The organism is Leifsonia sp. NPDC056824, from assembly GCF_042789575.1.
Lineage (GTDB): Bacteria > Actinomycetota > Actinomycetes > Actinomycetales > Microbacteriaceae > Leifsonia.
In genome coordinates, this window is record NZ_JBHUAV010000001.1 from 955,925 (window position 1) to 975,029 (window position 19,105).

Here is a 19,105-nt window from a genome sequence, read left to right on the forward strand (position 1 = left end):
TGGTCGTGGATGCTGATTCGGCGTCACACGGAACCCGTGCCTGCGAATCCCCGTCTCGCTCCCGTGCACTTCGGAGCAGATGCCCTCGCTTTGAAACTTGGGCACTATTCGGGCACTCTTGAATGGTTCTGGGTTGGTCTGCAGTCCGCTACCCGAAGCGGAGACAACTCAGCTGCGGGAGGCAGCGTGTCAGTGTTCAACGGCTTGGAGTCGAGTGGCCCTCGCCGCCTCATCCGCGATCAGGCTCATGACGCGATCAGAGACGCGATCCTCGCCGGCGTCCTGGAGCCCGGCGAGCAACTCGACGATGCAGAGCTGCAGCGTTGGCTCGGCATCTCACGAACTCCGATCCGGCAGGCGCTCTTCGCCCTGACCCTGGAAGGTTTCGTTGAGACCGCCCCTCAAGCACACACTCGAGTAGTGAAGCCTCGATCCGAAGAGGCCGAGCAGTATCTCGAAGCCGTCGGAGTCCTCATTGCCGGCGTAACGAATGCCTCCATTCGGGTCGCGGACGCCGATCAGCGTGCAGGCGTGGTGGCCCGATTACGCGATGCCCTAACCGGCATCGACGAGCACAATATGGACACGTATGCGGCTCGGATGACCGACTATTACCTCGAGGTCAGGGCCATCTGCCCGAATCGGAGCCTTCTCGAGGCGGTCGACCATTCGGCACGCTCACTCGGCTACAAAGTCCTGGTAGCGCTCAAGACGAAGCCCATTGCGTGGGTCGCACTCACCGAACACCACCATCGCCTGCTCAGTGCGTGGGAAGCCGGATCCCCGGAGGCAGTCGAAATTGCGACTCGGCGCCTGTTCGGTGGAAATCCCTTCGAATCCGCAGCCTGAACTCTCTTTCGACTCCACTGAGTTGACGCCTGCGCAACGACGCTACGCGGTCTCCGAATTTTTATTGACCCATCAATTTTGATTGTTGTTCCAATTTCAGTATCCTTATTGTGGCGCGTCATCCCCCATGGCGCGCCGCTTGGTGTGGCATGGCCGCCCGAGCGGGGCTCCGGCATTCGGGTTGCCGGGGCCCTCCCAACGCAGCCTCACGCTCAAAGGAAATCCACCCGTGAAGCGTTGTCCTCGTTGTGGCCATCGGATGAAGACGGAGCGGAACCCGTACTACGGCATCGGTTTAGCGGTCCACCAGTTCACGAATGACTGCAATCACTGCGGTCACGTCGAATTCGTCCCTGAACGGCCCACGATCGCGGACGAGCGGAGGAGCTCCGACGACAGACGGAGCGCACCGAGGTCCGGCATCGGCACTGTCTGGCGGCGGCTCACGAAGCGGCGCTGAGCCCACTGCAGTTCACAGCGCCTCAAACGATCCAGCGGGATGTGGATTTCTGGCGCCGAGTAGGGTCCACACAGTGGCGATCAACGCGAACGCACCATATCCGAGCACGATCTGCGACAGGGACAGGACACTGGTGAGCTGTCCGGCAATCAATGCCGGTACGGTCGCCCCGCTGTAGCTGATGAGATAGATGACACTGAAAGTCGGTGCCCGATCATCGATGGTGCTTCCCGACAACAATCCTCGCGTCGCCGCGCTGATTGCGATTCCTTGCGATGCGCCCGCGATGACCGTGGATGCGATGAACAACGGCAGCGCCCCTGTGGCGATGGCGGAGATGACCCCGATGATGCCGATCAGAAACACGGCCATCCCGAGTCGTTGGGCGGTCGCGGGTGCGAATCGGCTGCCGAGCGGTGCGCCGAACGCGCTCGGCGCCATGTACGCCGCGAACACCAACCCGAGGATGAGAGGGCTGGCCGTGTGAAGCTGGTTCTCCACCAATGCCGGCACGAACGCTTGGTAGAACGCGCCGACCGACCAGGTTGAGAGCAGCACCGCCGCAGTGATCGGAATCAGGTGCCGTACGCGCTGTGGCACGCGCACACTCGGCATCATCGAGCGTCGTGCGCCCGGCTTTCGACTCACTGTTTCCGGGCTGAGCACGATGAGCACAATGGAGACGAGGAGCGCGACGACGTCGACGAGGTAGATCAGCTGCCGCGGCCACGGCCCGAATTGCACCAGCGCACCCGAGGCTACCGCGCCGACGGCGAGGCCGAGCATCACTGTCTGGCTCGATGCGACGGAGGCGAGCCACGCCGGCTTTGCCGGCGCGGTATCGACGATGTAGGAGGTCACGCTGCTGCTTGCAAGTCCTGCGCCGAGACCGAGGAGCAGCCGTCCAGTGACGAGAATCCCGAGATCGTGAACGTTGAGCAGCAGCACGCACCCGAGCAGGAGCAGGCTCAGGCTGGCGATCGAGATCGGACGACGGCCGACGTGGTTGGACAACCGGCCGAGCACGAGCAGAGTGGTGAGCGTCGCAGCCGAATAGACGACGACGGCGACCGATATTCCTGCGTTGGTGAACCCATCCTGAGCTCGGTAGACGTTGAAGAGCGGCACAGTGGACCCCACTGTGGCGAACGTGGCGATCAGGGCGATGATCGCTGCGGCGAAAGCGAATCGAAGCCGGACGGCCGGCCCTTCGATGTCCGCGACGGTTGTACTTGCGTTCATTGGATCGCGGTCGTAAGGCTCATCGTTCGGCTCCTTCTACTCGTGCCCCAAGTGGCGAAAGCTCGACCGTTGGCGTCGCGCGAGTGCTCGGTCTTACCTCGTGGACCGGACGAGTTCGATCAGGACCTGACTGCTTCCTCGCGCAGCCGGGCAGCCGGGCAGCCGAGATCAGGCGAGCAGCTCGTTGAGGGTGTCTTCGTTCACGCGCGAAAGCAGTTCGAGATGGGCTATCGCCATGTCGATGGCCGAGGCCATCGGCGCCACGTCTCGTGCGGTCTGAGCCAGCAGATAGCCGCCCTGGACGGCGGCGACGAATCCGATCGCGAGCTGTTCGACGTCGACGGAGGGCGGAATGATCCGTTCTTCCTGAAAGCGCCGGAGCACAACACGGAAAAGCTCTATCCAGGCGTCGAACAACTCGTTCAGTTTGAGCCGTGCGACCCAATCGTTGTCGGCCACCTCGTTCGCCAACGATCCCAGAGCGCAGCCGTAGCGACCGTCTTGCAACGCATTCGTTTCGACGATCGCGTCGCGCCACCGTCTCAACCCGGCGAACGTGCGGACGTTCTCGAGCCGCTCCCGCTCACCGTCGATCTTCCGGTCACCGACGTATTCGATCACCGCCCGCACAAGAGCAGGCTTGTCCTCGAAATGGCGGTACAGCTGTGACTTGCTCACCTTGCTCGTGGACACGACATCATCGAGGGTCGTTCCTCCGACTCCGCGCACGCGTATCAGGTCGGCTGCGGTCGACACGATCTTCGACCTCGTCCTGATGCCACGAGTCGTCAAGCGCGTGACTGCGCCTGTCCCCGAGCTCTCCTCCACGACGTCATCCTACGGCCGGCCGCCCGCATAAATCTGACAAGGATCGTTGCCGAGGGCAGCGCCGCAGTCGCCAACGGTCACCGTTCGGCGCAGTCGCTGGATCAGGTGCGACGACGTCCTGGAACCATATCGTCCAGTCTAACCCAGGTATTAGCGTCCCGCCAGTGGCATTTCGTCCCTTTGGTCCCAGTTTTGCACCGAGCGAACGATCTGGCCTGATTTCTATATGGACGAAATCGTTCCGTCGTAGCCGAATCCGGCTCCGATCGAGGCGCGATCTACAAGACGGTGTTCGATGCGCGTCGTAAGATTCGCGCCTACTTGACCGCTCATGGGTATGTCGAGGACCATTCGGCACATGACGGGGATTCGACCTGAGCCGCGGATCACCCTACTGAAAGGAACACCCCATGTCTGGAACATTCGAGCCAGCCCGTTACGACTTCGAGTACCCCGACACCGCCGGCTACCCGGACGGCGTCGGCACCCTGAGTCAAGACCAAAAGGTTCTCATCGACGAGGTCCTCGATGAGGAGTCGAAACCGGGATTCGACTTCGCGTTGGTCGATGACAACGAGAACAGCGTTTACATCGCATTCGTCGGAGATACCGAAATCGGCGGTGTGACGTACTCCCTGCAGGGCAATCGAATTGTGCTTCTTGCGGCGTCGGTCTACCCGGAGTTCCGCAACCAGGGCGTTGCGACGGAGATGATCCGGCGGATTCTCGAGGACGTGAAAACAGAGAAGAAGACGGTGACGATCATCTGTCCGATTGTCCGTACTTTCATCGACAGTCATCCCGAGTTCGAATCGCTGGTGGATCCTGAGAACCCTGGTGTGAAGAACACCGGCCGGCTGTGATGCTCGAGTGAGTTTCGAGAGCATAAACACAGCACTCATCACAGCCGCGGAGAATGCCTGGGCACATGACCTGGGATACCTCCCGCTTTACGCGGCCGGGCCACGCGCCCGAATCGCGATCATCGGCCAGGCGCCCGGTCGTCGAGCTCAGGAGTCAGGCATCGCATGGAACGACGCCAGCGGGATAACCCTCATGAACTGGCTCGGCGTCTCGGAGGAAGAGTTCCGAGACCCCAACCTGTTCGCGCTCCTCCCGATGGACTTCTACTACCCCGGTAAGGGAACGAGTGGCGACCTCCCCCCGCGTCGAGGGTTCGCGGAACGCTGGCATGTGCCTTTGCTCGAACTCATGCCCGACATCCGGCTTACGGTCTTGATCGGCACGTACGCGCAACACCACTATTTGGGCGGGCGAGCGAAGCGGAACTTGACAGAGACGGTCTACGCGTTCCGGGAGTACTTGCCCGAATTCCTGCCGCTCGTCCACCCCTCGCCGCTGAATTTCCGATGGCAGGCGCGCAACCGCTGGTTCGAATCGGATGTGATCCCGGCGATCAGGCACAGTGTCGCCGCCGCGATTCGCTGAGGCGACCGCACACGACTCCTGCTCATCCCAGGCCGGCGGCCCCGCGACGCTCCAACTTCTGCACGTCCCAGTAGAGGCATTCGACAAGGTCGTGCGCGGGGCAGTGCGGAGCCTCGCCCTCCTCTGAACTGGTGGCCACTCTCGCGAATTCACCTCGAGCCTTCGCCAGCAAGGCCGCGAACTCCTCGTCGCGGACGACGCATCCTTCGACGCCGAGCCACTCCCTGAGGAGCGTCTCGACATCCTGGTGGTACACCATCGAATCGGCCCAGACCCGCTGCACGATGCCTGCGATCTGGTCTGCCCGCGGCGCTGGGCCGGCACCGTCCATCACCGGGAAGGTATGCGGATTCTTGGGCTTCGTGTTTTTCATTGCTCCTCCGTCGCAGCTCCACCCGCGATCCGGGCCGGGCCTAACACCCAGTCGGGACGGACCTAGTGACAGGTGTAGCCGAATGGGTGGCGATTACTCCAGCCGGGCGCCGGAGCATCTCCTGCGCACCCCAGAAACCTCCGGCGGCGAGAATCACGCGTCGTGTGGTCACTGGAGTGTACGCAGGAGATGAACGCGGTCGCGATCTAGGCCGTCTGCCCGCTCTCGCGGAGGTCGCCATTGAGGCCGTTCGGGTAGAAGCCGCCCGATGTGGCGCGGTCGCCGGTCAGGTACACGATGTTCAGGATGTGCTCGGGGGAACGGCCGTACGCGCGCCCTTCAGCGTCGTTGGGGACCAGGTTGAGCGTTTCGGAGTCTCCGATGCTCTGGTCGTCGTATCCGACACCATCGACGGCGCCGCGCACATTCGAGATCTTCTCGACCGCGTTGAAGACGGTGTCGTCGATCATGCCCTCGTTGTAGAGGGACGTGCGGACGATGCCTGCGTGGTACGCCTCGGTGGCGAGGAGCCCTGCCGCGGCGTCGAGGTAGGTCTTGTTGGTGATGAACGGTGCCGCGCCCTTGAAGGCGGTGACGCCGACGTCCTCGAACAGGAAGGCGGCGAACAGGAAGTTGAGGTCGTTGGCGTACGCGTCGAAGGTCTCCCCCGGCTTGATGAGCCCGGCGGCGAGAGCAGCTGCAGTGAAGCTTTCGTCGAGGGAGATCGCCGGGCGGGAAACCGCCGCGTTGCCCAGCGCGTTGCGCAGGAAGACGACGTGCGCGCGCTCGTCTCCGGCGATCTCCGCAGCGATCCTCCGGATTACACGGCTCTTGAACGGCACCGGGCGCCCCCCGGTCACCTCGCCGCGCGTGCCGGTACCGGTCGTCAGCTCGTCCGGCAACGTCATGCCGCTCGCACGCAGGTAGAACTCGGCTTCCAGGTACTCGAGGTTCAGCGCGAAGTTCAGGATCGAGCCGTCGCTGATCTCCGGCGTCGTAGCGGCCGCGTCGTCGGTTCCCGCAGCCGTAACCATGCCCGCAAGGGCGGCGCGGTCGGCGCTCGTCTCCCCGCTTCGATTGATCGCGTCTTCGAGGAAGTGGTTGTCGGACATGTCAGACCCTTCTTTCGTTCATACGGATGACGGTCACCCGTTAGCGTCGCCAGGCCCGTCGACCTTTCGTACTGGCGCCGAAGATTTCGGTCCAGTCGAGGTCTTCGTAAGAGTCGTTCGACACCGAGACGCAAATGGAATGTCGAGTCCAGAATCAGGAGGAAAAGTGACCGAGACCACAGCTGCCCGTTCGTTGACGGTGAAGGGCGAGCGGACGCGCGCGAAGATCGTCGAGGTCGCTGCGTCTCTGATGTTCCAGGATGGTGTCGCCGGCACGACTGTCGAGACCGTCTGCGAGGCCGCGGGAGTCGGCAAGTCGCAGATCTACCACTATTTCCACGACAAAGCCGAACTTGTTCGGACCGTGATCGAGTCGCACACCGAGCGTATTCTCAGCGCCTACGATCCGTTTCTCTCCACTGTCTCCGGCTGGGAAAGCTGGGACGACTGGCGCGACTTCATCGTTGATGCGCAACGGGATGCGGAGTGCATCGGCGGCTGCCCCCTCGGCTCCCTTGCACGCGAGCTCGTGGACTGCGACGACCTCACTCGGGCGTTGCTCATTCGGAGCTTTCAGCGGTGGGAGCTCGCTTTGATGGACGCAGTTCAGCGCATGAAGGACCTGGGACTGATTCGACCGGAAGCGAACAACAAATTCCTCGCCACCGCGCTTCTGGCCGGCCTCCAAGGCGGTTTCCTGTTGTGTCAGACCTGGAGGGATGTGATGCCTTTGCAGGCCTCGCTCAATAGCGCGATCGGCCTGCTCCGAATGTACGCCGCGTGAGTGCGCGACGTCCCCGAAAGGACCTCCTCCTCGATCGCCCGCGCTCTCATCCCTCCGCGTGAGACGGCAGGCCCGGGTGCTCACGATCGACCATGTCCGCGTACTGCGGGTGGCTGTCGATGAACGAACGCACCAACGGGCAATAGACCGTGACCAGTCGACCGTTGTGGCGCAGCTCGTCCAGGACCCGTCCGATGAACTCCGTGGCGACTCCTTTGCCTCTCACTCGGCCAGGGGCGCACGACCCGGCGCGGACGTGTCCATACCGTTCTGGAGATCGGCGTCCACGACCGCCGCAAGCAGGCCGCGGACACTTTCCGCACAGGCGCCGCACGAATCGAGATGCGATGTGACTCCGACATACCGCTCTTCCGGATCGAGTCCGGCAGCCCGCCGGTCGACATAGACGTGCATAACCGCCATCACCTCGTCGCATCCGACATCGCGTGGGTCCGCGGCCAGAAGCCGTTCGATCCACTCCGGCGTGCCGCTCACGCTCGTTCAACCCCTACCCGTTGCTGCGTCATACGGTCCACCCGCGACTGCCCGTCCAGATAACCATGAGCAGTGAGGTACGCACGCACTTTACGACGTGCGTCGAAGATCGTCTTGTAGATCGCGCCGGGCGTGGAGCCGGACCGGGCGGACATCGCATCGATGGAGACCTCGTTGACGACAACCGCGACGAACAAACGGCGTTGATGGTCGGTCAGCGTGTCGACAGCCCGTTGTACGGCCTCGATCAGGTCCCGATGCTGTGCGTGGGCCAGCGGATCCGCCGCACCGTATCGTTCGGGCAATCGGTCCCAGTCCTCAGCTTCCATCGCTACCGTCGGGCGGCGCCAGAAGTGGCGGCCGAACTTGCTTGCGATCTCGAGAACGACAAAACGATATGCCCATGTCGTGAAGCGGCTCTCGCCACGGAATGTCGGGAGCTTCTCGAGCAGGGCGACCATTGCGTCGTCTGCGGCTTGATGGGCGATGTCGTCGAGCTCCGGACCGCCAATGCGGGCTGCCGGGCCGCGCCGGTACGCCTCCTTCAGACCGACCTTGAGCAGCAGCTCATGGAGGCGGGACTGCGCGGCGCGACACTCAGCGCTCTGACCGCTCAACGCGGTCACCCACGAGGATGAGTCTTTGTCCATGCTGGTGGACCCCATTCGATCTACGGAACTATTTCGTCCAGAATAAGTCGCCAGATGCGCTTCCACAACGGTTGTGCGCGGGCCAACAATGTGCGTCTTTGGGGACTTTCTCGGCTATGACGCAGATGGACACTCAGATCGCGACGTTAGATACTGGACGGAATAGGCCGTTTATTTCGATTAAATCCTTCACCCGGGAGAAACCATGCCGGAACACATCCTCGACACCGGCGACGCGGTGGGCACACTACGGTGCGTCACTCCGCTCGGAAGCGAGGGCTTGCCCGTTTTCGATCTCGAGCTGCCGTACGCGCCGGAACCGAAGGAGACCGAAGGTACGGACTGGGTCTCGATTCTCGAGTACGCCGTGAATGAGTACCTCGACAAGCACGAGATCAGCCAGCCGGGCTACGTCGAGTGACGGACGCACTGCCGACCTGTTACGACCGCGCCCGCAACTACTTCAGGCCGCAGAGGTCCGCGTCGAACACGAGCTCCACGAAGCGGGCGGCCATCAGGGCCTGCACGTCGTCGCCCGGATGCAGGTTGTCCGGCATCGGCATCGTCTCGGCATCCGCGGCGCCGTAAAGTTCCAGGCCGTTCAGGTAGTGGATCGCGGGGTCCCACTCGCGACGCTGTTCCACGATGCGGGACAGCTCGGCGCGGATGCCGGTCAGGCTCAGCTTGCCGGCCGCAGCCTCCTCGACGGTCCCCGCGGTCGTCGTCCATGGCTCGGTGCGCGCCGGGTCCTGGATCGTCGGCCCGGCGGCATCTTCGACCGGGCCGCAGAAGATCGGGGAGACGACGAGGAGGGGCGTCGCCGGATGGCCGTCACGGATGGTGTCGAGAAAACCGTGGACGGCGGTCGTGAACACGCGCATCCGCATCGCGTCGGCGTTGACCAGGTTGATGCCGACCTTGAGGCTGATGAAGTCAGCCGGCACATCGCGCATCGTGCGTGCGGTCAACTGGTCGAGCATGGCGTTGCCCGAGAAGGCGACGCTCGTCAGTTCCGCGTGCGCCGCCTGGGCCGCTGCGACCGGCCAGGTGGCGGTGGTGCTCGACGCCACGTATCCGTGACTGATCGAGCTACCGTGATGGAGCCAGCGCAGTCCTTCCGCAGGCGCCGGGCCGGTCACCGGGGCGTCGGTCCGCAGCTCGAGGAGCTCCACCTCGTCGGTGTACGGGAGCCAGAGCTCGATGTCCTTCTCGTGCGGCGGGAGTGATTCGAACCGCAGCGTGTCCGGCTCACCGGGCACCAGGTAGGCGTCCGGCTTCTCGAAGGTGAACACGAGGCGGTTGCCCGCCGTGGACGACCGGCGCTGGAAGAGCTCCCCGTCCACGCACAGTTCGTAGTGCGCCGGCGGCATGGGGGCGATCTCGCTCTCGATGAGCTTGGTCGCGAGCACACGCAGTTCGATCCGCGTGGCGGTGGTGCGGAAGGCGAGGCGGATGCCGGCGCACTGGGAGACGGACGCCCGCATGAAGTCGTCGGGGATCTGGCGCTCCGACTCGACGCTCAGCCGTTTGGGCAGCACTCCACGCTCGGTGCGTTCGACGCGGACGGCTCCGCGGAGCTCCACCGGGCCGTCGACCAGGGGCACCCGGATCACTCCTGTTCGACCTTCCCCGCGGAGTCGATCCGGTAGGACGCGTCTCCCACCCGGAAGCCCGAGAGCGTCGCGGTCGGGTCGAGCTGCGCGACGCAGCCGTCGGCGCTCACGGTGCCGTCGATAGCGACGGCGACCCCGAAGATCGAGGTGAGCACGAGGTCGACCCAGGCACCCGATGACGAGCACGCCCAGTCGTTGATGTACGGCAGCTGCGGCGGTGCCTTTCGCGCTCCTCCGTGGATGGCCGGCTCGGCTTCCTCCACGAAGTGCGCCTGCCCGGCCGGCCCCTGGTTCGTCGATCGGACCAGGCCGTGCAGCCACTCGAGGGCGACGTCCGGAGCACCGAGTGCGATGAGCGAACGGGCGGCGTCGGCCGGCCACGCGGGATACGCGCCGTTCCACTGGTGGTCAGGACGCACGCTGAAACTCGCGTCGGGATCCCAGGGCGAGAGCGCACGCATCCAGTTCGGCGTCTGCAGGTCGTGCTGGAAGAAGCGGACCATCTCGGAGCGCGTCGACTCGTCCAGGTCATCGGCGATGGTGGTCCCGACGATGTTGAAGTCGTAGCAGTGCTTCACCGGGATGCGCGTGCCGTCCGGCTGGCCGGCGGCGAAGTGCCCGGAGCCGTCCACGTACAGTCCGGCGACGTCGGGGAGCAGCTCGGCCGCAGCGGCGGCGAGTCGCCCGGACCGCTCGTGGTCGCCGAGGTGTGCGTGGATCTCGGCGGCGGTCCGGAGATTCCACACGTTCGCCGCGTTGAGGCTTGCGACCTCGTGCGTGTACGAGCTGACGCATTCGAGCAGGTTGTCGATTTCACCGTAGTCGGCGAGCTTCGACCCGGACCGCAATGCCATCCAGGCCTCGGCCCAGTCGACGACATGGTCGGAGACCGGGAGCGCAGCGGCGCCCGCGGCACCGATCCTCTCGCCGAGGAAGGCGTCGTCGCGGTTGTAACGGAGGTAGTCGCTCACCAGCCGGGTCATCGCATAGTCGTTGACCGAGTACCACCGGCCGACGCCCCCACCCGTGAGGGAGGACGTTCCGAAGTACGCGTGGATGTCGGTCTCGATCCAGTGCCGCAGCTGGCTGCGCATCTCGGCGGGGTCGAGCAGGGCGTGCACGAGTGAACTGAGGCTGTAGTCCCAGATGAAGGTGGTCGTGGACCAGTAGTTCGGCATGAGGGTGTCGTAGGAGCGCCCGAGCACGTTGCCCGCGAAGTCGCGGCGGAACCAGATCACACCGAGCGCGCCCCACCAGTAGAGGCGGCGCAGGGTGTCGGACTCGGTGTGGAGCTGCGGGAGGTGGCCGGAGTACTCGGTGTTGCCGGGCGTGAAGATCGCCTCGAGCTGGCCGTTCCAGAAGGTCTCCGACGCGGCGACGGCTGCGGGAACGTCCTCCGCGACACGATCGAAGGCGCCCTCGGCCGCCTCCCGTGTCGTGCCGACGGCGTGGACGTAGCCGAATCGTTCCGTCGCTCCGGCGGCGATCAGCAACTCGGTCTCGAGCTCCCCACCGCGACCGGCGCCGCCGATCCCGACCTCGAACTCGTCGACAGGGGTCGGCGGGACGGCGCTCCGCCTGACCTGACCCGCCCGGTCGAGGCCCTGCACGCTCCACGCTCGCGCCTCGTCGTCGCAGAACGTCAGCCTCACCCGGGCTTCGTCGGTCTCGAGAGTGTTGCGCACGCTGGGCGCCTCGGCGTTCGGCCACTGCCCCTCGGCGCTCACCGCTCGCGCGTTCACGGCGAGGGCGAACCTCACCGGACGCGATTCGGACGACGTGTTCGTCACCCGCACGTCGATCGCGACAGCGGTCTCACCCGGCACGCACACTGTCGTCGTCTCGATCGAGAGGTCGCCGAGGACTGCTCGGCGGACGACGCGGTCGGGCCGCCAGGTGTGGGCCACCGGGACGCCGAACGACTCGAAGACCCTGCCGTCCACGAAGAGGACGGCAGTCGATGCGAGTCCCTGGGAGACCGGAGGGAACGTCACGGCGTAGATCCCGGTCAGGTCGTGCCCGACCGCCGTGGTTCCGAGGAAATTGGTGAGACCCGCCGGCGCGACCATGTCGTCGTAGTGGTGGGAGATCTCATCCGCCGCCAGGTCTTCGACGGAGGGGATCGTCTTCGTCATGCTGACTCCGAATCGGGTGACTAGTACTGCCCGAGCGCGAGGCCCCGGGAGAAGAACTTCTGGGTGAAGAGGAAGAGGACGACCGTCGGCAGCGAGATCACGAGTCCGGCGGCGAGAACGGTGGAGAGCTGTGCCCCGCCGTAAGTGCTCTGCATACCGCTCAGTGTGGTCACGATCGGCCGCACGTTGTCCGACTGGCTCAGGGTGAGCCCGAGCAGGAGGTCGTTCCAGATGAACGTCGCCTGCAGGATGAACACGGCGACCAGGGCGCTCGATGCCATCGGCACGTACACCCGGAAGAAGATGCGGACCGTGGAGGCTCCGTCGATCACCGCGGCCTCGAAGACGTTGTGCGCGATCCCGGTGAAGAAGTTGCGCATGACGAAGGCGGCGAACGGGATCGAGATCGCCGTGTACACGATGATCATGCCGGTCTGCGTGTCGAAGAGCCCCGTCCGGGAGTACCCGTCGAACAACGGCAGCAGCACCATCTGGAGCGGGAACACCGTGCCGCCGAAGATGAACACGAACCACCAGAAGCCGTGGCGGAGCCCGAGAGCGACGATCGCGAACCCGACCGCTGCGCCGACGATCACGGCGATCGCCGGCGAGACGAGGCTGTAGACCGTGGTGCTGAGGAGGCTGTCCCCGAGGTTGCTCAGGTTCCACGCCTGGATGATGTTCGGGATCAGGGACATGCCGTTCGGGATCCACGACTGCCGCGAATCGTACGACTCCGGCGACTTGGCCGCGTTGATGACCAACAGGTAGACCGGGAGCAGCCAGACGATGCCGACGAGCACCAGCAGCGACGTCTTCGTGATACGGGAAACCATCTCGACGCTCCTAGATCGCGTTCTTCTGGGACAACTGCTGGCGCAGATAGAGGATCGACGCGACCAGCGTGACGACGGTGAGGAACACGGCGATCGCCGATCCGAGGCCGTATTGGCTGTTGACGAAGGTGTCCTTGTACATGGTGAGGGCGAGCGTCTCCGAGATGCGTCCAGGCCCGCCCTTGGTCATTCCGAGCACGATGTCGAACGTCTTGAGGCTGGCGACGATCGAGAGACCGATGACGACGGTGGTCAGGGGGCGGAGCATCGGCCACAGGATGTTGGCGAACAGCCGGAACCCGTTCGCACCGTCGAGTCTCGCGGCCTCCAACGGCTCCTTGGGAATGGACTGGAGACCGATCGTGAAGAGGAGCGCGTTGACACCGACGCCCTGCCAGGCTGCGGCGAGGATCATGACAATGGTGTTCGTCGGCGCGTCGAGCAGCCAGCGGGGAGTGCTCATCACGCCGAAGAAGTGCATGGCCTGGTCGAGTGCGCCATTGCTCTGCAGCACGAACGACCAGATCAGACCGACGCCGATGCCGGAGATCGCATACGGGATGAGGAACGGGACCCGCAGCCAGACGCCGCCCTTCATGTTGAAGGTCAGCAGGGCCAGCACGAGGCCGAGTCCCACGGGGACGATGAGGGTCCCCGCGACCCACAGCAGCGTGTTGATCATGGACCCGACGAAGTCAGGGTCCTCGAACATCAGCTTGTAGTTGGCGAGACCGACCCAGGCCGGGTCGGCGAGCCCGTTGTAGTTCGTGAAGCTGAGGAACAGCGTCCACAGCAGCGGGAGGTAGAGAAGGACGGCGACCAGGAGGGCGCCCGGGGCGACGAAGCCCAGGGCGGCCCACCTGTATTGCTCTTTTTTCACAGTCGAGGACTATTTCTGGGTCGCCCAGTACTGGTCCGCCGCGTCCTGGATCTTCGTCAGGTACGGCATCGGGTCACCGGGGTTGGCTTCGAACGCACCGAACTGCTCGAGTGCGACATTGAGGATCGGAGTCGGCGCCGCCTCGAAGTAGCGCGTCACGAGCTGGTACTTGCTGCTCGCGACCGTCTGGCCGAGAGCCTTGAGGCCCGCGTCCTTCGCCTGGGCCTTCGGGTTGAACGGAACGTCGCCGCGCGCGTTGCTCCATGCGGTCTGCGCGCCGGCGGTCATCCACCACTTCGAGTAGTTGAGACCGAGGTCCTTCTGCTTGGACGTCGCCGCGACGCACAGCGGGCCGGTCTCGACCGGGACGGGCGTCGGGCTCGCCTTGGAGGACACGGCCGGGATGAGGAAGTAGTCGTAGTCCGTGCCCGCCTTCATGCCGACACCGTCGAGCGACGCTCCGAAGAACGTGCCGAAGTTGATCATCGCCGCGTCGCCCTGCTTGAGCATCTGCGCCGGATCGGTGGTGCTTCCGGCGTCGCTGAACCAGCCCTTCTTCTCCTGCGACTGCCACTCGTCCATGATCTTGACGATGCGCGGGTCGGTGTACTTGACCGAGCCGTCCGAGAGCCCCTTGTAGAGCGCGGGGTCGGTGCCGGCCACGAGGGTTTCGAACCAGGGGAAGGTGAACAGCTGGCTGGTCTGGTAGAACGGCGTCACACCGTTCTGCTTGAGCTTCGCGGCGTCGGCCATCAGCTCGTTCCAGGAGGTCGGCTTCGAGATGCCGTACTTGTCGAAGATCGTCTTGTTGTAGTACATGACCCAGTACGCGATGTTCATGGGGACGCAGTACTGCTTGCCCTTGAACGTGTAGTACTTCTCGAGGTCCTTGCTGACGTTGCCGTCGGCGATCGCCTGCTTCCAGATGTCCGAGGTCTCCGCGACCAGCTTCTGGTCGACCAGCTGCTTGAGGTTGTCACCCGTCGACCAGGTGAAGAGCCCAGGGCTCTGCTGGGTGCGGAACGACTGCTTGACGAACGCCTGGTACTGGTTCTCGTCGGAGTAGCCCGTCGTCGCCAGGTCGATCTTCACGTCCTTCTTCGACGTCGGGTTCAGCGACTGGAACTGGGGCTTCCAGGCGGCCTTGTCCGTGTAGAACTTCAGCGTTCCGGTGGCGGAGCCGCCGGCGTTGGCTCCGCCGGAGCAGGCTGCCAGGAGCAGGCTCACCGCCAGGAGGGGGGCGATCAGAGCGATCTTTCGTTTCGTGTTCAAGTGAACTCCCTTGTTCGTGTGTCGCGGTGAGTGTGCGACACGGCCGTGGTGCGCCCCCGGGATGGCCTCGGCAATTGTATGTGGTTGCCTCGAACGAATTGGTATCGTTATCAAGACCGTTTGCCAAGCTAGCAGGGTTGGTACTTCTCTGCAAGGACGCGAGTGTGATGCTGTTGCTGTTTTCAGGTGCAGTTACCGGTATTGAGTTGTCGTGTCAGTCAGTCATTCAGTCATCGTTCGTCCGCGTGCCCCGGACGTACGCCTTCACCGTCGCGAAGCTCTCGGACATCGAGTCCGCCGTACGGCGGATCACGTAAGGCCCCACCGACGCGGGGACGATGAACGTCTCCGCGTAGTGGATGACATAGGGAGCGAAGGCCCCCGTGGGGCTCGCCACCTCGACCTCGTCGCCCTCGACCAGGTTCAGCACGTTGACGGTGCCTTCCGTGTCGTGGACGGCGTGGTCCTGGAACCAGTGCCGGCGCACCTCGATGAACTCGAGCTCGTGCAGGCCGGTGCGCTCCTCGCGCACGCCATCGCCTTCCCGGACGAGCTCCACCTGGTCGAGCAGGTGCTCGGAGACCCACTCGGTGTCGCGATCCCATTGGATGTTCCGGCCGCCGTGCTCGAGGTGGATGGGCCTGGGCAGGCCGTCGAGGCCGACCCGCCCCCAGTCCCACAGCTTGAAGGTGAAGATGAACGGCGTGGCCGAGATCTCCAGGACCATCGAGTTCGCGCCGGACGCGTGGACCGTCCCGGCCGGGATCGCGAAGTGATCGTGCTTCTTCGCCGGGATGCGGTTGACGAACTCCTCGGCGAGGAACGGCGCGACCCCGCGCGAGGCGTCGTCGAGCGCGCCGAGCATCTCGGCCGGCTCCGTGCCGGTCTTCAGGCCGAGGTAGACGACGGCGTCGTCTTCGGCGTCGAGGAGGTAGTAGCTCTCGTCCTGCGTGTAATGCATGCCGAACGTGTCCTGGATGTACTCCGTCAGCGGGTGCACCTGCAGCGAGAGGTTGCCGCCGCCCATCGTGTCCAGGAAGTCGAACCGGATGGGGAACTCGGCGCCGAACCGGGCGAAGGTCTTCTCGCCCAGCAGTTCGCGCGGGTGCATCAGGACGAGATCGAGCGCGGGGACCTCGACGACACCGCCCGCCCCCTCCAGCAGGAGCGAGTTCTCCTCCGGAACGCAGTCGAAGCACCAGGCGTAGTTCGACTTCGCGGGATCGAGGTCGAGACGCCGCTTCATCCATTGGCCGCCCCACACGCCGGGGTCGAAGAACGGGACGACCCGGAACGGGCCCGCAGTCGCAGAACGGAGGGTCTCGCGGAACGCCGCCCCGGTGATGAGCTTGGCGTCCGTGGTTCCGGCGTTCGTGTCCAGCACGAAGTCGACGCGGTCGAAAAGGGTCCGTTTGTGCCGGTCGGCGACCCGCCACTCGACGAAGAAGCCGCGCTTGTACTTCCGGAGGGGATCCTCGCCTCCGTTGCCGGCCCGCCAGTTCGTGGCGCCCTCGCGCTGCCGCTGCTGGATCTCCCAGCGGGCGAGGTCCGCGAGCACGATCACGTCCGCCTGGACGGGCACGAGACTCGCACCCCAGCCGACGAGGACCGTCGGCACGTCCGACCCGAGAACCCTCTGCGCCAGCGCCTCCAGTTGGTCGGCGTCGTAGAACTCGGCCAGGGCGAAGTGACTCATCACGCCGAAGACACGGTCGTCGGTGAGGTTCCGTTCGATGATGGCTTCGACGGCCGCATTCGGGAGAGCGGCTTCTGCCTCGACGTCGACGACCTGGTACTCCGGCAGGGTGCGGCGCAGCTCGTCCAGCAGCTCGGCCAGCTCGACCCCGGGGTAGCAGTCGATCACGACGAGGGGTGAGCGGCCGGCCGTCGCGAGGCGGGCGAACCGATCGATCTCGGACCACGCGGCCGCGCCGGTCCAGACGTTCGCGCCCTCAGGCAGGGCGAGGGACGGCTGTTTGTCGTACCCGGTTCTCGGTCGTGCGTCGATCGTGGTCATCGAGGGTCCGTTCGTAGAAAGCCCGAAGGGGCCGATTGCATATCGTTGAGGCCGTCAGCCAACGCCGAAAGCCCGAGGAGGACAGAGTGCTCAGGTGCGGTCGGGACGACGAATGCCGGCCGGTTGGACGAGGACCAGAGGTGCGCGTCCACGTACGACTCGAGCCGCGGGAGGATGACGCCGGCGGCACGCATCACCCCGCCGGTGACCACCACGACGTCCGGGTCGTAGGCGTGGCAGAGGGAGACCGTGGCGGCTCCCCACGCGCGGACGTAGCGATCGAGGAGGGCGGACGCGTCAGGGTCGTCCGCCCCCTCGATCAGTTCCCTCAGGCCATCGCGGCCGGAGAGGCTCCCGGATCGCCCGGCGGCGACATCCCGGGCCAGAGCCCAAGTGCTTGCGACGGCCTCCGCGCAGCCGATGTTCCCGCAGTTGCAGGCGGGGCCGTCGAGCTCGACGGTGACATGGCCGCCCAGGATGCCCGCATGCCCGTGCGCACCGCGCACCAACCGCCCGTCCATGATCGCGGCGGTGCCGATGCCGGTACCCAGGATGAGGAGGGCCGCATCGGTCGCGCCCGCGGCGCTGCCGGACGTCACTTCGCCCACCAGGGCGGCTCGCGCATCGTTCTCGACGACGACAGGAACGCCGAAGGCAACCTCGGCCCAGCCGCGGATGTCGTAGCCGATCGCCCAGCCGTATTTGTCGTGTGCGGCGACGAGCGCGCCGCTCCGCGCGACCACACCCGGCATCGCGATGCCGACCGCGGAGAACGCGGCGCCATCGCCCGAGTGGCGTGTCAGCAGCCCGAGCGCGGTCTCGCGGACCCCCTCCAGGTCGGCTCCCCCGCCGGTGTTCGGCAGGGCGGCGTGCGCCGCGATGGACCCGTCGGCGACGAGGCCGAGTTTGATCGTGGTTCCACCGAAATCGATAGCCAGGGTCGGCACGACACTCCTCTCCTCTTGCGCGTTGTCCGTTGTTGGTAACGTTACCAGATTTTGATCGGCGCCGCATGACACGATGATCCGGCGGGACCTCCGGCTACGCCCGAACGGTGCGGACCAGGGTCGGCATCTCGATCCGCCGCGTCGCCGGATCGTCCCGTTCCCCCGACAGCCGGGAGAACAGCAGCCGGCCGGCCTCCCGCCCGAGCTCGTGCGCGTCGTGATCGACCACGGTGACCGGCACCGGCATCATCTCCGCCAGCTCGAAGTCGTCGAAGCTCAGGATCGACGGCAACAGACCTGCGCCGCTCCCCGCTCCGATCCGCGCGCCGATCTCCTTGAGCGCGCCGACCGTGTTCCGGTTGTTCGCGCTGAACACCGCGGTCGGCGGATCCGCGAGGTCGAGCAGTTCTTTCGTGGCCGCCTTGGCGGTCCCGATGTCCTGCTGGTCCCGCCTGACCAGGAGAGGGTCCACCTCGATGCCGGACTCGCTCAGCGCCTGCGCGTAGCCCTCGAACCGGCGGCGACCGGTGAAGACGCTGCTGACGTTTCCCAGGAACGCGATCCGCGTGTGCCCGGCCTCCAGCAGGACCCGCGTTCCCCGGTACGCGCCGCCGACGTCGTCGAGCACCACGGAGTCCGCGTCGACTCCGTCGACCATCCGCGAAGCCAGGACGAGCGGCACGCCGCGCAGCGCCTCGGGCTGGAGGTGGACGGCGTCGTCGCCCGCCGGCACGACGATCAGGCCTTCGACCTGGCGGCCGATGAAGTCGGCGATGAGCTGTCGCTCGCGCTCCGGGTTCTCACCCGTGTTCCCGAGAACGATCCGCCGGCCGTACATGGACGCGACCTCTTCGACCCCCAGCGCGAAGTTGCCGTAGTACGGATTGCCGAGGTTGGTGATCGCGACGCCGACGAGCCCGCTCGGCTGGCCCGGCCGAATGCTGCGCGCGTTCTCGTTCCGGTGGTAGCCGAGTTCGGCCACCGCTTCGAGGACGCGCTCCTGCACCTCGGGCCGCACGTTCTTGCCGCCGGCCAGAGTCCGCGAGACGGTCATGGGACTGACGCCCGCAAGCTCCGCGACCTCCTTGACCGTCGGCTGCCGAGTACCGCCGACCTGAGCGACGTGCTGCATTGTGGCTCCTCGGGTCAGGTGATGTCAGGTG

20 protein-coding genes are annotated in these 19,105 nt (G+C 65.3%); 5 read left to right on the plus strand and 15 right to left on the minus strand.

Features of this window, described 5'->3' with window-relative positions; genetic code table 11:
- The first annotated feature begins 186 nt into the window (after positions 1-186).
- Positions 187-849: a GntR family transcriptional regulator gene (locus tag ACFRFH_RS04680; protein ID WP_382461844.1), complete on the plus strand. Its 663-nt coding sequence runs from the start codon at positions 187-189 to the stop codon at positions 847-849.
- A 472-nt stretch (positions 850-1,321) separates the two neighbouring features.
- Here the strand turns inward: ACFRFH_RS04680 and ACFRFH_RS04685 are convergent, their stop codons facing one another.
- Entirely contained in the window at positions 1,322-2,551 is a 1,230-nt protein-coding gene (locus ACFRFH_RS04685) for an MFS transporter (RefSeq protein ID WP_382461845.1), read from the minus strand.
- A 168-nt stretch (positions 2,552-2,719) separates the two neighbouring features.
- Positions 2,720-3,307, minus strand: coding sequence for a TetR/AcrR family transcriptional regulator (locus ACFRFH_RS04690; RefSeq protein WP_382461846.1), 588 nt, complete (start codon positions 3,305-3,307; stop codon positions 2,720-2,722).
- A gap of 482 nt (positions 3,308-3,789) precedes the next feature.
- Between ACFRFH_RS04690 and ACFRFH_RS04695 the strand changes: the two genes are divergently transcribed.
- Both ACFRFH_RS04695 and ACFRFH_RS04700 read left to right on the plus strand, forming a co-directional pair.
- Positions 3,790-4,242, plus strand: a complete 453-nt coding sequence (locus tag ACFRFH_RS04695) for a GNAT family N-acetyltransferase (protein WP_382461847.1) — start codon at positions 3,790-3,792, stop codon at positions 4,240-4,242.
- A gap of 7 nt (positions 4,243-4,249) precedes the next feature.
- Positions 4,250-4,828 carry a uracil-DNA glycosylase family protein gene (locus tag ACFRFH_RS04700; RefSeq protein ID WP_382461848.1) on the plus strand — a complete coding sequence of 193 codons (579 nt, stop codon included), beginning with the start codon at positions 4,250-4,252 and terminating at the stop codon, positions 4,826-4,828.
- 22 nt (positions 4,829-4,850) lie between these two features.
- Here ACFRFH_RS04700 and ACFRFH_RS04705 read toward each other — a convergent pair whose 3' ends face one another.
- Together ACFRFH_RS04705 and ACFRFH_RS04710 are read right to left on the minus strand one after the other, a co-directional pair.
- On the minus strand, positions 4,851-5,201 hold the full coding sequence (locus ACFRFH_RS04705) for a hypothetical protein (RefSeq protein ID WP_382461849.1): 351 nt from the start codon (positions 5,199-5,201) through the stop codon (positions 4,851-4,853).
- Positions 5,202-5,407: 206 nt separating this feature from the next.
- Entirely contained in the window at positions 5,408-6,313 is a 906-nt protein-coding gene (locus ACFRFH_RS04710; protein ID WP_382461850.1) for a ferritin-like domain-containing protein, read from the minus strand.
- A 166-nt stretch (positions 6,314-6,479) separates the two neighbouring features.
- Here ACFRFH_RS04710 and ACFRFH_RS04715 point away from each other — a divergent pair, with 166 nt between their 5' ends.
- Positions 6,480-7,097 carry a TetR/AcrR family transcriptional regulator gene (locus ACFRFH_RS04715; protein WP_382461851.1) on the plus strand — a complete coding sequence of 206 codons (618 nt, stop codon included), beginning with the start codon at positions 6,480-6,482 and terminating at the stop codon, positions 7,095-7,097.
- 46 nt (positions 7,098-7,143) lie between these two features.
- Here ACFRFH_RS04715 and ACFRFH_RS04720 read toward each other — a convergent pair whose 3' ends face one another.
- The 3 genes from ACFRFH_RS04720 to ACFRFH_RS04730 are packed head-to-tail and all read right to left on the minus strand — an operon-like array spanning position 7,144 to position 8,242.
- A complete protein-coding gene (locus tag ACFRFH_RS04720; RefSeq protein WP_382461852.1) occupies positions 7,144-7,431 on the minus strand; it encodes an N-acetyltransferase in 288 nt (95 codons plus the stop codon).
- On the minus strand, positions 7,320-7,592 hold the full coding sequence (locus ACFRFH_RS04725; protein ID WP_382462749.1) for a hypothetical protein: 273 nt from the start codon (positions 7,590-7,592) through the stop codon (positions 7,320-7,322). Before ACFRFH_RS04725 ends, ACFRFH_RS04720 begins: the two co-directional genes overlap by 112 nt.
- Entirely contained in the window at positions 7,589-8,242 is a 654-nt protein-coding gene (locus ACFRFH_RS04730; protein WP_382461853.1) for an RNA polymerase sigma factor, read from the minus strand. Before ACFRFH_RS04730 ends, ACFRFH_RS04725 begins: the two co-directional genes overlap by 4 nt.
- 205 nt (positions 8,243-8,447) lie before the next feature.
- Between ACFRFH_RS04730 and ACFRFH_RS04735 the strand changes: the two genes are divergently transcribed.
- Entirely contained in the window at positions 8,448-8,663 is a 216-nt protein-coding gene (locus ACFRFH_RS04735) for a hypothetical protein (RefSeq protein WP_382461854.1), read from the plus strand.
- Positions 8,664-8,700: 37 nt separating this feature from the next.
- Here the strand turns inward: ACFRFH_RS04735 and ACFRFH_RS04740 are convergent, their stop codons facing one another.
- From ACFRFH_RS04740 to ACFRFH_RS04775, 8 genes are all read right to left on the minus strand, one after another.
- Positions 8,701-9,846, minus strand: coding sequence for an SGNH/GDSL hydrolase family protein (locus ACFRFH_RS04740; RefSeq protein ID WP_382461855.1), 1,146 nt, complete (start codon positions 9,844-9,846; stop codon positions 8,701-8,703).
- A 5-nt stretch (positions 9,847-9,851) separates the two neighbouring features.
- Positions 9,852-11,990 carry a hypothetical protein gene (locus ACFRFH_RS04745; protein WP_382461856.1) on the minus strand — a complete coding sequence of 713 codons (2,139 nt, stop codon included), beginning with the start codon at positions 11,988-11,990 and terminating at the stop codon, positions 9,852-9,854.
- Positions 11,991-12,010: 20 nt separating this feature from the next.
- Positions 12,011-12,826: a carbohydrate ABC transporter permease gene (locus ACFRFH_RS04750; RefSeq protein WP_382461857.1), complete on the minus strand. Its 816-nt coding sequence runs from the start codon at positions 12,824-12,826 to the stop codon at positions 12,011-12,013.
- Positions 12,827-12,836: 10 nt separating this feature from the next.
- Positions 12,837-13,706: a carbohydrate ABC transporter permease gene (locus ACFRFH_RS04755; protein WP_382461858.1), complete on the minus strand. Its 870-nt coding sequence runs from the start codon at positions 13,704-13,706 to the stop codon at positions 12,837-12,839.
- 9 nt (positions 13,707-13,715) lie between these two features.
- Positions 13,716-14,978, minus strand: coding sequence for an ABC transporter substrate-binding protein (locus tag ACFRFH_RS04760; protein WP_382461859.1), 1,263 nt, complete (start codon positions 14,976-14,978; stop codon positions 13,716-13,718).
- 226 nt (positions 14,979-15,204) lie between these two features.
- The gene (locus ACFRFH_RS04765; RefSeq protein WP_382461860.1) at positions 15,205-16,995 is read right to left on the minus strand and encodes a class I mannose-6-phosphate isomerase; all 1,791 of its coding nucleotides are present in this window, start codon (positions 16,993-16,995) and stop codon (positions 15,205-15,207) included.
- The gene (locus ACFRFH_RS04770; RefSeq protein WP_382461861.1) at positions 16,992-17,942 is read right to left on the minus strand and encodes an ROK family protein; all 951 of its coding nucleotides are present in this window, start codon (positions 17,940-17,942) and stop codon (positions 16,992-16,994) included. Before ACFRFH_RS04770 ends, ACFRFH_RS04765 begins: the two co-directional genes overlap by 4 nt.
- Before the next feature lie 94 nt (positions 17,943-18,036).
- Positions 18,037-19,074: a LacI family DNA-binding transcriptional regulator gene (locus ACFRFH_RS04775; protein WP_382461862.1), complete on the minus strand. Its 1,038-nt coding sequence runs from the start codon at positions 19,072-19,074 to the stop codon at positions 18,037-18,039.
- Positions 19,075-19,105 lie beyond the last annotated feature (31 nt).

Bases quoted from the DNA above. Each gene is read 5' to 3' on its own strand.
- ACFRFH_RS04730 (WP_382461853.1), bottom strand. From the start codon at position 8,242: ATGGACAAAGACTCATCCTCGTGGGTGACCGCGTTGAGCGGTCAGAGC.
- ACFRFH_RS04750 (WP_382461857.1), bottom strand. From the start codon at position 12,826: ATGGTTTCCCGTATCACGAAGACGTCGCTGCTGGTGCTCGTCGGCATC.
- ACFRFH_RS04685 (WP_382461845.1), bottom strand. From the start codon at position 2,551: ATGAACGCAAGTACAACCGTCGCGGACATCGAAGGGCCGGCCGTCCGG.
- ACFRFH_RS04745 (WP_382461856.1), bottom strand. From the start codon at position 11,990: ATGACGAAGACGATCCCCTCCGTCGAAGACCTGGCGGCGGATGAGATC.
- ACFRFH_RS04765 (WP_382461860.1), bottom strand. From the start codon at position 16,995: ATGACCACGATCGACGCACGACCGAGAACCGGGTACGACAAACAGCCG.
- ACFRFH_RS04775 (WP_382461862.1), bottom strand. From the start codon at position 19,074: ATGCAGCACGTCGCTCAGGTCGGCGGTACTCGGCAGCCGACGGTCAAG.
- ACFRFH_RS04710 (WP_382461850.1), bottom strand. From the start codon at position 6,313: ATGTCCGACAACCACTTCCTCGAAGACGCGATCAATCGAAGCGGGGAG.
- ACFRFH_RS04735 (WP_382461854.1), top strand. From the start codon at position 8,448: ATGCCGGAACACATCCTCGACACCGGCGACGCGGTGGGCACACTACGG.
- ACFRFH_RS04695 (WP_382461847.1), top strand. From the start codon at position 3,790: ATGTCTGGAACATTCGAGCCAGCCCGTTACGACTTCGAGTACCCCGAC.
- ACFRFH_RS04705 (WP_382461849.1), bottom strand. From the start codon at position 5,201: ATGAAAAACACGAAGCCCAAGAATCCGCATACCTTCCCGGTGATGGAC.